Annotated in this window: 12 protein-coding genes; all 12 read right to left on the bottom strand. The window is 36.2% G+C overall.

Annotation, left to right across the window (positions count from 1 at the left end):
* Positions 1–5 precede the first annotated feature (5 nt).
* Positions 6–782 carry an isoprenyl transferase gene (locus CIB95_RS03280; protein ID WP_094921739.1) on the bottom strand — a complete coding sequence of 259 codons (777 nt, stop codon included), beginning with the start codon at positions 780–782 and terminating at the stop codon, positions 6–8.
* A gap of 154 nt (positions 783–936) precedes the next feature.
* Entirely contained in the window at positions 937–1,494 is a 558-nt protein-coding gene (gene frr, locus CIB95_RS03275; RefSeq protein WP_094921736.1) for a ribosome recycling factor, read from the bottom strand.
* A gap of 1 nt (position 1,495) precedes the next feature.
* On the bottom strand, positions 1,496–2,218 hold the full coding sequence (pyrH, locus tag CIB95_RS03270; protein WP_094921733.1) for a UMP kinase: 723 nt from the start codon (positions 2,216–2,218) through the stop codon (positions 1,496–1,498).
* Between the two features lie 75 nt (positions 2,219–2,293).
* Complete coding sequence (tsf, locus tag CIB95_RS03265; RefSeq protein ID WP_094921731.1) at positions 2,294–3,178, bottom strand: translation elongation factor Ts; 885 nt, start codon at positions 3,176–3,178, stop codon at positions 2,294–2,296.
* A gap of 102 nt (positions 3,179–3,280) precedes the next feature.
* Positions 3,281–4,006, bottom strand: coding sequence for a 30S ribosomal protein S2 (gene rpsB / locus CIB95_RS03260; protein WP_094921728.1), 726 nt, complete (start codon positions 4,004–4,006; stop codon positions 3,281–3,283).
* 279 nt (positions 4,007–4,285) lie between these two features.
* Positions 4,286–5,065 carry a GTP-sensing pleiotropic transcriptional regulator CodY gene (codY, locus tag CIB95_RS03255; protein WP_094921725.1) on the bottom strand — a complete coding sequence of 260 codons (780 nt, stop codon included), beginning with the start codon at positions 5,063–5,065 and terminating at the stop codon, positions 4,286–4,288.
* A gap of 36 nt (positions 5,066–5,101) precedes the next feature.
* A complete protein-coding gene (gene hslU / locus CIB95_RS03250) occupies positions 5,102–6,493 on the bottom strand; it encodes an ATP-dependent protease ATPase subunit HslU (protein WP_094921722.1) in 1,392 nt (463 codons plus the stop codon).
* Between the two features lie 19 nt (positions 6,494–6,512).
* The gene (gene hslV, locus CIB95_RS03245) at positions 6,513–7,055 is read right to left on the bottom strand and encodes an ATP-dependent protease subunit HslV (protein ID WP_094921719.1); all 543 of its coding nucleotides are present in this window, start codon (positions 7,053–7,055) and stop codon (positions 6,513–6,515) included.
* Positions 7,056–7,074: 19 nt separating this feature from the next.
* Complete coding sequence (xerC, locus tag CIB95_RS03240; protein ID WP_094921716.1) at positions 7,075–7,974, bottom strand: tyrosine recombinase XerC; 900 nt, start codon at positions 7,972–7,974, stop codon at positions 7,075–7,077.
* Between the two features lie 61 nt (positions 7,975–8,035).
* Positions 8,036–9,343, bottom strand: a complete 1,308-nt coding sequence (trmFO, locus tag CIB95_RS03235; RefSeq protein ID WP_094921714.1) for an FADH(2)-oxidizing methylenetetrahydrofolate--tRNA-(uracil(54)-C(5))-methyltransferase TrmFO — start codon at positions 9,341–9,343, stop codon at positions 8,036–8,038.
* An 18-nt stretch (positions 9,344–9,361) separates the two neighbouring features.
* Positions 9,362–11,434, bottom strand: coding sequence for a type I DNA topoisomerase (topA, locus tag CIB95_RS03230; RefSeq protein ID WP_094921711.1), 2,073 nt, complete (start codon positions 11,432–11,434; stop codon positions 9,362–9,364).
* A 100-nt stretch (positions 11,435–11,534) separates the two neighbouring features.
* Complete coding sequence (dprA, locus tag CIB95_RS03225) at positions 11,535–12,425, bottom strand: DNA-processing protein DprA (RefSeq protein WP_094921708.1); 891 nt, start codon at positions 12,423–12,425, stop codon at positions 11,535–11,537.
* Positions 12,426–12,431: the final 6 nt, after the last annotated feature.

Genomic DNA, 12,431 nt, shown 5'->3' with positions numbered 1-12,431 from the left:
ACCTCCTATGACTGCAAACCACCAAAACGTCTTTTTCTTTGCTGATAATCTTGAATTGCTTTTGCTAAATGCTCTTCATCGAAATCAGGCCATAACACATCAGTGAACCATAACTCAGAATAGGCAATTTGCCACATTAAAAAGTTACTAATACGTAATTCGCCACTTGTCCGAATTAACAGATCAGGATCTGCAATATCTTTTGTTAATAGATAATTTGAAAATAGTTCTTCATTTATATCCTCTAACGCAATATTATTATTTTTCACATCATCTGAAATCCCTTTTACAGCATTAAGAATTTCAACACGACTTCCGTAATTAAGTGCAAAATTTAATATTAATCGCTTATTATTTTTTGTTTGTTCTACCGCTTTTTCTACCGCTTGTCTCGTATGATTAGGTAGATGATTTAAGTCCCCAATGACTCGGACTTGAATTTCTTCTTCCATTAACTCAGGTAGGAAAGATGTTAAAAACTGTTCAGGTAGTTTCATAATAAAATCTATCTCAGTTTTTGGTCGTTTCCAATTTTCAGTTGAAAATGCATAAACAGTTAGCACTTTCACACCAATTTTGTTTGAGTATTTAGCAACCTTCTTTACGACTTTCATTCCTTCTCCGTGACCAGCAATTCTAGGAAGGTTACGCTTTTTCGCCCATCTTCCATTTCCATCCATAATGATAGCTACATGGTTTGGTACACGTGTTGCATCAATGCTGTTATGCTCTATATCAGATCGCTTTTTATTAGCTCTCCACTTTGTAAACATCTCAAGCATTACTTTTCCCCCATCACCTAAGCAAATTATTGCTCTCTATATTTCAAGCTTTATAAAAAAGGACAGTCCTATTTTACAACATTGCATGATTGTGAAAAAAAACCCCCTATAATTCAGAGGGTTTCTTCTATACTTTATTTTACATGGAAAGGTATTATACTTCCATGATTTCTTTCTCTTTATTTTCAGTAACAGCATCTACTTCAGAAATTTGTTTATCTGTAAGCTTTTGCACATCATCTGATTGACGACGTAATTCGTCTTCAGTAATTTCACCATCTTTTTCAGCTTTCTTTAAAGAATCGTTAGCATCACGACGAATGTTACGAATTGCAATTTTTGCATCTTCAGCATATTTTTTCACAACTTTAACTAACTCTTTACGACGCTCTTCAGTTAGTGCAGGAATAGCAATACGAATTACATTTCCATCATTCGCAGGCGTTAATCCTAAGTCTGATTTTTGAATTTGTTTTTCAATATCAGCAATAACTGATTTATCAAATGGTTGAATTACTAAAAGTCTAGCTTCAGGAACAGAAATCGTTGCTAATTGGTTAAGTGGCGTTGGTGCACCATAATAATCAACTGTAATTTTATCCAAAATTGCAGGATTAGCACGACCTGTACGAATAGTAGTGAATTCACGCTTTAAAGATTGAATTGCTTTTTCCATACGGTTTTTCGTATCGTTCATAATTTCTTGTACCATGTTATTTCCCCCTAACAATTGTTCCAATTTTTTCACCAGTAATAACTCGCTTAATATTTCCTTCTTCCATTATCGAGAAGACAATTAAAGGAATATCATTGTCCATACATAAAGAAGATGCTGTTGTATCCATTACTTGTAGCCCTTCATTAAGGACATCTAAGTAAGTTAACTCTTTATACTTCGTCGCACTTGCATCAAGCTTCGGATCAGCACTATATACACCATCAACTTCGTTTTTAGCCATTAATATTACTTCAGCTTCTACTTCAGCAGCACGGAGAGCAGCTGTCGTATCTGTTGTAAAATAAGGATTACCAGTTCCTGCTGCAAATATAACTACGCGCCCTTTTTCAAGATGACGAATTGCTTTACGACGTATATATGGTTCAGCTACCTGTCGCATTTCAATAGAAGTTTGTACTCGAGTTTGAATTCCAATGTTTTCAAGGCTATCTTGCAGTGCAAGTGAGTTCATGACAGTAGCAAGCATTCCCATATAATCAGCGTTTGCTCTATCCATCCCCATCTCACTACCTGATTTACCTCTCCAAATGTTACCTGCACCGACAACAACGGCAACTTCGACATTCATTTGAGCTATTTCTTTTATTTGCGCTGCAATCGAACGAATAATGTTAGGATCAATTCCATATCCTAGTTTACCCGATAACGCTTCCCCGCTTAATTTAAGAACTATTCGCTTATATTTAGCTTCGCTCATAATTACCTCCATCTCGTCTAATTAATTCTTTTTATCTTGAAAAAGAGGGAACACACTGTGTTCCCCTTTAATCACTTATTTTTTCACTTGTGACATTACTTCATCAGCAAAGTTTTCTTCACGTTTTTCCATACCTTCTCCAACTTCAAAACGAGTGAATCCTTTTAATGTAGCACCTTTGCTAGCTACATATTTACCAACTTTTTGATCTGGATCTTTAACGAAGCTTTGAGAATCTAAGCAAATTTCTTCAAAGAACTTGTTAATACGACCAACAACCATTTTCTCAACGATATTTGCAGGTTTACCTTCGTTAAGAGCTTGTTGAGTTAATACTTCACGCTCACGCTCAACTTCTTCTTCAGAAACTTGATCACGAGTTACATATTTAGGGTTAACAGCAGCTACGTGCATTGCAACATCTTTTGCTACGTCTTCGTCAGTTGTTCCACCTAATAATGTTAATACAGCGATACGACCACCCATGTGAAGGTAAGCACCAAATGCATCTCCATCTTCTTTTTCAACAACATTGAAGCGACGTAAAGAGATTTTCTCTCCAATTTTCGCAATGTTAGTATTTAGATAGTCTTGGATTTTTTCTCCAGTACCGTTTAATGGTTGCTCTAAAGCTTCCTCAACTGTAGCAGGTCCTTGTGTTAAAATGTGACCAGCAAGTTCTTGAACTAACCCTTGGAAGTTTTCGTTTTTAGCAACGAAGTCAGTCTCAGAGTTAACTTCAAGGATAACAGCTTTGTTTCCATCAACTTTAACTGCAGCTAATCCCTCAGCAGCAATACGGTCAGCTTTTTTAGCAGCTTTCGCGATTCCTTTTTCACGTAGGAAGTCAATCGCTTTTTCCATATCACCATTAGTTTCTGTAAGTGCTTTTTTACAATCCATCATTCCAGCACCAGTTTTTTCACGTAATTCCTTTACCATTTGAGCAGTAACGGCCATCGTAAATTCCTCCTTATTGAATATGTAATTATTAGTTTTCTTTTAAAAAAGGGTGATAAAAGGTAATTTTTAACCTTTACCACCCTTTATTTGTTTTATCGCTTATTCAGCAGATGCAGCAGTTTCTTCTGCAACTTCTTCAGCTTCACCTTGGTTAGCTTCAATAATAGCATCAGCCATTTTAGCAGTAAGAAGTTTTACCGCACGGATTGCATCGTCATTACCTGGAATCACATAATCGATTTCATCAGGATCACAGTTAGTATCAACGATAGCAACGATAGGAATGTGTAATTTATGAGCTTCTTGAACTGCAATGCGTTCTTTACGTGGGTCAACGATGAATAGTACATCTGGTGCACCGTTCATATCTTTAACTCCACCTAAGAATTTTTCAAGACGTTCTTGTTCTTTTTTAAGACCAACAACTTCTTTCTTAGGTAGAACTTCAAAAGTTCCGTCAACTTCCATTTGCTCAATTTTCTTTAAACGTTGTACACGCTTTTGGATAGTAGAGAAGTTTGTTAAAGTACCACCTAACCAACGTTGGTTAACATAGTACATACCTGAACGAATTGCTTCCTCTTTAATTGCTTCTTGAGCTTGCTTTTTCGTTCCAACAAATAATACTTTACCGCCTTCAGCAGCAACACTTTTAATGAAGTTATAAGCTTCATCAACTTTCTTGACCGTCTTTTGAAGATCAATAATATAAATTCCGTTTCTTTCCGTGAAGATGTAACGTGCCATTTTTGGGTTCCAACGACGAGTTTGATGTCCGAAGTGTACCCCAGCTTCTAAAAGCTGTTTCATAGAAATGACTCCCATCCTCAACACCTCCTTATGGTTTTTTATCCTCCGTCTATTTCATATTTAAGCAAGACTGAACTAGCAGCACCAATGCCTAAATCCGTAGACGTGTGTATTTAACACCGTTAGTAACTATAACATAATTGCTTAGGGGCGTGCAACTAGATTTTTTTACAAAATAATAGTTTCAAAAAACCTAATACTATTGTAGCCATTTTTTTCATAATATACCCATTAAGTTTTTGAGAAAAAGAAAAGAGACCGGGACACAAGTGCCAGCCTCTTATTAACTATCTATTAGTTTGTTTTTAATTTACTTAGTTCAAGTAGGAACTTATCATTAAGAACTTTTAAGTACGTTCCTTTCATACCAAGCGAACGAGACTCAATAACTCCAGCACTTTCTAATTTACGGAGTGCATTTACGATAACCGATCTAGTAATACCTACACGGTCAGCTACCTTACTAGCAACTAATAAACCTTCTTTTCCATTAAGTTCTTCGAAAATGTGCTCGATTGCTTCAAGTTCACTATATGACAATGAGCTAATTGCCATTTGTACAACAGCTTTGCTACGAGCTTCTTCTTCAATTTCTTCTGCTTTTTCGCGAAGAATTTCCATACCTACTACAGTAGCACCGTATTCTCCTAAAATTAAATCATCGTCAGAGAACGAATCTGTCACTCTAGCTAAGATTAATGTTCCTAAGCGTTCACCACCACCGATAATAGGGACAATCGTCGTTAGGCCTTCTTTAAATAAATCTCCATTTTCAACTGGAAATGCTGTATATTCACTCGTGATATCTAAGTTAGATGAAGTTTCTGTAATATTAAATAAGCTGTTTGTATATTCAGCTGGGAATTGGCGCTCTTCCAGCATTTTTTTCATTCTTTCATTTTCAATCTCTTGCTTAATTGCATAACCAAGCAACTTCCCACGTCTGCTTAACACAAACGTATTAGCCTCAATAACATCGCGTAAAGTTGTTGCCATTTCTTTAAAGTTTACAGGTTTTCCCCCTGTTTTTTGTAACATTGCATTAATCATACTCGTTTTTGTAAGTAAATCCATTTTTTTCTCCTCCTGTTCACTTTGAAAAGCTTTTTCCTAAAGAATAAATTGTGATAAATCTCGATTTTTTGCTACGTTCGCTAATTTTTCTTCAACATATTCTGGTGTAATTGTTAATTCAATTTGTGTGTCCGCTTCAAAAGATAAATCTTCTAGTAAACGCTCCATAATTGTATGTAACCTTCGAGCACCTATGTTATCAGTTTCCTGATTCACTTCTTGAGCAATTGTCGCAATCTTACGAATAGCTTCGTCAGAAAATTTTATATTTATACCTTCTGTTTTTAAAAGAGCTTCATATTGTTTTAAAAGTGAGAATTGTGGTTCAACTAATATTTTCACAAAGTCATCTACCGTTAAGTTTTGCAATTCTACACGGATTGGAAATCTCCCTTGTAATTCAGGAATTAAATCCGATGGTTTCGCAATATGGAAAGCTCCAGCAGCAACAAAAAGAACATGATCTGTTTTCACAGGACCGTATTTCGTATTTACTGTCGACCCTTCAACAATTGGCAAAATATCTCGCTGCACACCTTCTCTTGATACATCGGGAGAACCACCTTGGCTTTTCCCAGCTACTTTATCAATCTCATCTATAAAGATAATCCCAGATTGTTCCGCTATATAAATTGCTTCTTGGTGCACTTCATCCATATCAATTAGTTTTTGCGCTTCCTCTTGCTTTAGTACCTTGCGCGCTTCACGAACAGTGCACTTTCTTTTCTTTTTCTTTTTTGGCATTAAGTTTCCAAGCATATCTTGCATATTTGCGCCCATTTGATCCATACCCGCATTGGACATTAAATCAAACATTGACTGTTGTTGTTCTTCCACTTCAATAGTAACTAAGTGATCTTCAAGCTCACCTAGTGCTAATTGTTGTCTAATTTGTTGGCGGCGATGAACGATGTTCTCTTCTTCCTTATCTTCAGGCTCATGCTGTTGAGCAGCAGTATTTCCACCAAAAAACATCTCCAAAGGGTTTTTCATCTGTTGCTTTTTTTGCTTAGAGGGAACTAAAAGTTCAACAAGACGTTTGTTTGCATTCTCAGTCGCTTTGTCCATCACTTGTTCCATCTTCGCCTCTTTTACCATACGAATTGATGTTTCCACTAAATCTCGAACCATTGATTCTACATCACGACCAACATAGCCAACTTCAGTGAATTTAGTTGCTTCAACTTTGATGAACGGCGCACCAACAAGCTTTGCTAATCGGCGAGCAATTTCTGTTTTACCTACACCAGTTGAACCAATCATTAAGATGTTTTTTGGTGCAATTTCTTCTTTTAGCGTTTCATTTAACAAACTACGTCTATAGCGATTCCTCAAAGCTATTGCTACTGATTTCTTCGCTTTTTCTTGACCAATAATATACTTGTTTAGTTGTTCAACAATTTGCCTAGGCGTCATCGTATTTTTCATTGTTCACCCTCCAATGATTTTATAACTGCTCGACAACTATCTCTTTATTTGTATATACACAAATATCACCAGCGATATTTAAAGCACCTTTCGCTATATCTACTGCAGTTAAGTGATCTGCATATTGTTTTAGCGCTCGGCCAGCTGACAATGCGTAATTCCCTCCGGAGCCAATGGCTAAAATTCCATCATCTGGTTCAATAACCTCTCCAGTACCTGAAACTAATAAGAGATGTTCTTTATTCATGACAATTAACATTGCTTCAAGTTTACGAAGCACCTTATCACTTCGCCATTCTTTAGCTAATTCGACAGCTGCACGTTGCAAATTCCCATTAAATTCTTCAAGTCTGCTTTCAAACTTTTCAAACAATGTAAAAGCATCCGCAACAGAACCTGCAAAGCCTGCTATCACTTTCCCTTGGTAAAGTTTTCTAACTTTTCGTGCAGTATGTTTCATAACTACAGCATTACCGAATGTTACTTGACCATCACCTGACATTGCACATTCCCCATTATGTTGAATGGCAAATATTGTCGTAGCATGAAAAGAATGTTCCATTGGTTTTCCTCCTTTGAAATTAAGCTCGTGGATGAAAATTTTTGTACACGGTTTGCAGACGGTCTTTAGTCACGTGCGTGTAAATCTGAGTTGATGATAAATGTGCATGACCTAACATTTCTTGAACTCCACGAAGGTCGGCACCTGCATTTAACATATGAGTTGCAAAGGTGTGTCTTAAGACGTGTGGACTAATCTGTATCGTTAGAGCCGCATTTTCAATCATTTTATTTAATATCGTGCGCATTCCTCTTGATGACAGTCTCTCTCCGCGATAGTTTACAAATAAAAACTCATGCGCATTTTCATTTTGTTTCATAAGTTTCTTTCGTCCATCATTCACATAATTTTGCAGTGATGATTGTGCAAAACTTCCAAACGGTACGAACCTTTCTTTGTTTCCTTTTCCTAAAACTAAAATTGTCCCTATATGAAAGTCAATGTCTCTTAATGAAAGATTGGAACATTCGCTTACTCGAATTCCAGTGGCATAAAAAAGTTCTAATATCGCTTGATCACGTTGGCCCATCGGCTTCGTTAAATCACTTATAGTAAATAACTTCTTTAATTCTTCTTCATATAAGAAATTCGGTAACAATTGCTCTTTTTTAGGGAGCGGAGCCAAAGTAAAATCATTTCTTTCAACAATTTTTTCTCGCATTAAAAATTTAAACAAACTTCTCATGCAAGAAATTTTCCTTGAAACTGTTGCTCTAGCGTATTGTTCTTTATGTAACTTTGTTAAGTAAACTCGTATATCACCATAAGAAACAGCAGCAAAGGTATTAATCTTTTGCTGCTTCATAAATGTTTCAAAGTGTTTGATATCTTTTAAGTAATGCTCAATAGTTAGTTTCGAACAATTTTTCTCGATTTGCAAAAATTCGACAAATAAAGAGACCGCTCGATGATTTTCCATACGTTATCACCTCTAAGCGACCTCAATCTTATCACATATTATTCTTCTAATCAATATTAAATTACAAATTATTTACAAAATTCTGAATTGTTTCTAATGAACGATTAGCAAGCTTCTCATATCGATCTTTTTTCGCTTTTATTCTTTCTTCTAAAGCCGGCAATAAACCGAAGTTAGCATTCATTGGTTGAAAGTTTTTGCTACTAGTCGTAGTAATATAATTTGCCATGCTACCAATTGTCGTTTCTTTAGGGAAAACTAGTAATTCTTCACCTTTTACAAGGCGAGCAGCATTTAACCCCGCAATTAATCCAGAAGCAGCAGATTCAACATACCCTTCTACACCTGTCATTTGTCCAGCAAAGAACAAGTTCTCTCGCTCTTTATATTGATAAGTTGGCTTCAATAGTTTTGGCGAGTTTATAAATGTATTACGGTGCATTACACCATAGCGTATGATTTCGGCATTTTCTAAACCAGGAATTAATTGTAATACTTCTTTTTGTGGACCCCATTTTAAATGCGTTTGAAACCCTACCAAGTTATATAATGTTCCAGCACTATCGTCTTGCCTTAATTGAACGACTGCAAATGGACGCTTGCCTGTACGAGGGTCTTCCAATCCTACAGGTTTCATTGGACCGAATAACATTGTTTTTCTACCACGCTTAGCCATGACTTCAATCGGCATACAACCTTCAAAGAAAATTTCTTTTTCAAATTCCTTTAATGGAACTGTTTCCGCTGAAATTAGCGCTTCATAAAAACGGTCAAACTCTTCCTCAGTCATAGGACAGTTTAAGTATGCAGCTTCACCTTTATCATAACGAGACTTTAAGTACACCTTGTCCATGTCAATGCTATCTTTTTCAATGATCGGTGCGGCAGCATCATAAAAGTAAAAGTAATCTTCACCTGTTAGTTGCTTTAATTGTTCCGCTAAAGCAGGTGATGTTAATGGGCCAGTGGCTACCACTGTAGGCCCATCTGGAATTTCCGTTAATTCTTCTGTAAATACTGTTACGTTTGGGTGGTTCTTTACGTTTTCTGTTACAAGACCTGCAAAATCATGTCGGTCTACTGCTAATGCTCCTCCAGCTGGCACTGCACTATTGTCAGCTGAAGAAATAATTACAGAGTTTAAACGACGCATTTCTTCTTTTAAAACTCCGACCGCGTTTGTTAAGGAATTTCCTCGTAAGGAATTACTACAAACTAGTTCTGCAAATTTATCAGTATGGTGTGCAGGCGTTTGCTGCTTCGGACGCATTTCATATAAATGAACTTTAATTCCTTGTTCAGCAATTTGCCAAGCAGCTTCACTACCTGCAAGTCCTGCTCCAATGACAGTTACATGTTGATCACTCATCGTTGCTAACCTCCTAAATTAATTCGGTTTTTCTGAAAAGTCACAAGCTGGACATTGCACTTGTACACCTTTTTTCAGTTTCTTTTCCACTAACTGAGTACTACATTTTGGGCACTCTCTAGCTATTGGTTTGTCCCAAGAAGTATATTCACATGTAGGATAACGGTCACAGCCGTAAAAAATGCGACGCTTTTTACTTTTACGTTCTACGACATTACCTTCTTTACAATCAGGACATTTCACACCAATTTCTTTTAAGATTGCCTTCGTATTTCGGCAATCAGGGAAGTTCGAACAAGCCATAAATTTACCGAATCGCCCCATTTTATAAACCATTTCATGCCCACATTTTTCACAATCTTCTCCTGCAGGCTCATCTTTGATTTCTACTTCTTTCATTTCTTCTTCGGCAACAGATAAACGTTTGGCGAAATCTTTATAAAAGTTATCCATTACTTCAACCCAACGGATTTTACCGTCTTCAATGGAATCTAGATTTGCCTCCATTTGGGCAGTAAAGTCAGCAGAAATAATTTCAGGGAAAAATTCATTCATTAATTCTAGCACAATTTCACCAAGCTCAGTAGGAACAAAGCGTTTTTCTTGTAACGCGACATAGCCACGCTTCTGAATTGTATCCAATGTAGGAGCATAAGTTGATGGTCTCCCTATACCTAACTCTTCCATTGTTTTAACAAGCCTTGCTTCCGAGTATCTTGGTGGCGGTTGTGTAAAATGTTGATTCGGATCTATTTTACTATTTTTAACTGTTTCACCTTGAAGTAATTCAGGTAAAATACGATCTTCCTCTTTTTTATTATCATCATTACCTTCCACATAAACTTTCATAAAGCCGTTGAATTTAACAGAAGATCCATTTGCACGGAATGTAACGCCATTATTCACAAGTTCCGCTACTACTGTATCTAATACAGCCGGTGCCATTTGACTTGCAATAAATCGCTCCCAAATTAATTTATATAAACGAAGTTGATCACGACTTAAATATGCTTTCAATTCGCTAGGTGATTTATCAGCGTATGTTGGACGAACTGCTTCATGGGCATCTTGTGAATTAGAAGATTTTTTATCATTTCGCTTTGCCGTTCTAGTGTATTCTTGCCCATATTTGTTCTCGATATAGTTACGCGCTTCATTTTCAGCTGTTTCTGATACGCGAGTTGAATCTGTTCTCATATACGTAATTAAACCGACAGTACCCTTTTTGCCTAATTCAATACCTTCGTATAGTTGCTGTGCAAGCATCATTGTTTTCTTAGCACGAAAGTTTAATTTTCTAGCAGCTTCTTGTTGTAGAGATGATGTAGTAAATGGTGCAGCAGGGTTTCTTTTTCTTTCTTTTTTCTTAACGGAAGCAATAGAAAAGTCATCACCTGATAATTTTGATAAAATTTGCTCCACTTCTTGTTGAGACTTTAACTCTACCTTTTTACCATCTATCCCATAAAACTGTGCTTCAAACGCTTCCTTTCCTTTCAGGAAGTTTCCTTTAATCGTCCAATATTCTTCTGGAACAAACGCAGCAATTTCTTTTTCTCGATCGACGATTAGTTTCACGGCAACCGATTGTACTCTCCCTGCACTTAATCCTTTTTTCACTTTCTTCCATAATAAAGGACTTATGTTATACCCGACTAATCGGTCTAACACTCGGCGTGCTTGTTGTGCATCTACTAGATCCATATTAATTGCTCTTGGATGTTTAAATGATGCTTTTATTGCATCTTTTGTAATTTCATTGAAAACAACTCGACAATCAGAAGTAACATCTACATCTAATGATTGTGCTAAGTGCCAAGCAATAGCTTCCCCTTCGCGATCCGGGTCAGCTGCGAGATATATTTTTTTAACTTTTTTAGCAGCTGTTTTTAATTCTTTTAAAACAGGGCCTTTTCCGCGTATTGTTATGTATTTTGGGTTAAATTCTTCTTCAACGTCCACTCCCATTTGACTTCGTGGTAAATCACGAACATGTCCCATTGAAGCTTTAACTGCATATTTTTTCCCTAAATACCGTTTAATTGTCTTTGCTTTTGCTGGAGACTCTACTATTACTAAATATTCTTCCATGTTTCATTCATCCCCTTAAGAGGTAAACTAAAATCCTCACTATTATTTAATATAGAGTATTGTTTGTCAAACAATATCTACTAAGATAGGTAGTAATTACTTAATATTTATCTAGCATTGGCTGTAATTGTTCGATAATTTTCTCCCCATTTACCGCTAATTGTGCACCTGCCATTATTAGTTCATTCGTACCGGTCGCTTTTTGCGATAAAATTGATCCTGGAACTGCAAATACCTCTCTACCTTCCATATTTGCAAGGTTAGCAGTGATTAAAGAACCGCTTTCTCTATTTGCTTCTATTACTATAGTAGCTAAAGAAAGTCCGCTTATTATACGATTTCTCCTAGGAAACATCCATCTCTTAGGGAGGGTATTTGGTGTATATTCACTAATAAGTAAATGGTTTTTGGCAATTTCTTGACCGATTTCTTCATTGTTTTTAGGATAAATTGTATTTATTCCTGAACCAAGAACCGCAATTGTCGCACCATTTTTCTTCATTGCTTGAAGATGTGCAGCTGTATCAATACCATATGCAAGACCACTTATAATCATCCATCCTTGTTGAATAAAAGGCTTAGTGAGATATTCCACACATTTCAAACCATATTGTGATGGATATCTTGTACCTACAATACTTATCTTCTTATTATTCGAGAATAATGAAGGATTACCTTTACAATATAAAACCCAAGGCGGATCATATATTTCTTTCAGCAAGCGTGGATAATTATCATCAAAAATAGTAACTACCTTTATGTTTTTGCTTTTATAATTGTTAAGAATACGGGTGATTGATAGAGAATGCAAATCTTTTATGAAATTTTCTGCATTCTTTTCCTTCCATTTAAATGTCTTTATTAATTCGCTAACAGAGTAATTATAAACGGAACAAAGTGACGTATCATCTTTAAAGAATTCAGCTAGTTTACTCCAACTAATGTGACTACATGCTGAAATATGTACTAATCTTTTCTTAATATCATCCATACAATA

Source organism: Lottiidibacillus patelloidae (genome assembly GCF_002262935.1).
GTDB lineage: Bacteria > Bacillota > Bacilli > Bacillales > SA5d-4 > Lottiidibacillus > Lottiidibacillus patelloidae.
Note: the sequence above shows the minus strand (reverse complement) of the source record. Positions and strands in the feature narration are given on the sequence as shown.

Coding starts and splice junctions, on each gene's coding strand:
- tsf (WP_094921731.1), bottom strand. CDS start 3,178: ATGGCCGTTACTGCTCAAATGGTAAAGGAATTACGTGAAAAAACTGGT.
- CIB95_RS03280 (WP_094921739.1), bottom strand. CDS start 782: ATGCTTGAGATGTTTACAAAGTGGAGAGCTAATAAAAAGCGATCTGAT.
- pyrH (WP_094921733.1), bottom strand. CDS start 2,218: ATGAGCGAAGCTAAATATAAGCGAATAGTTCTTAAATTAAGCGGGGAA.
- frr (WP_094921736.1), bottom strand. CDS start 1,494: ATGGTACAAGAAATTATGAACGATACGAAAAACCGTATGGAAAAAGCA.
- codY (WP_094921725.1), bottom strand. CDS start 5,065: ATGGATTTACTTACAAAAACGAGTATGATTAATGCAATGTTACAAAAA.
- dprA (WP_094921708.1), bottom strand. CDS start 12,425: ATGGATGATATTAAGAAAAGATTAGTACATATTTCAGCATGTAGTCAC.
- hslU (WP_094921722.1), bottom strand. CDS start 6,493: ATGAAAAATACGATGACGCCTAGGCAAATTGTTGAACAACTAAACAAG.
- trmFO (WP_094921714.1), bottom strand. CDS start 9,343: ATGAGTGATCAACATGTAACTGTCATTGGAGCAGGACTTGCAGGTAGT.
- hslV (WP_094921719.1), bottom strand. CDS start 7,055: ATGGAACATTCTTTTCATGCTACGACAATATTTGCCATTCAACATAAT.
- topA (WP_094921711.1), bottom strand. CDS start 11,434: ATGGAAGAATATTTAGTAATAGTAGAGTCTCCAGCAAAAGCAAAGACA.
- rpsB (WP_094921728.1), bottom strand. CDS start 4,006: ATGGGAGTCATTTCTATGAAACAGCTTTTAGAAGCTGGGGTACACTTC.
- xerC (WP_094921716.1), bottom strand. CDS start 7,974: ATGGAAAATCATCGAGCGGTCTCTTTATTTGTCGAATTTTTGCAAATC.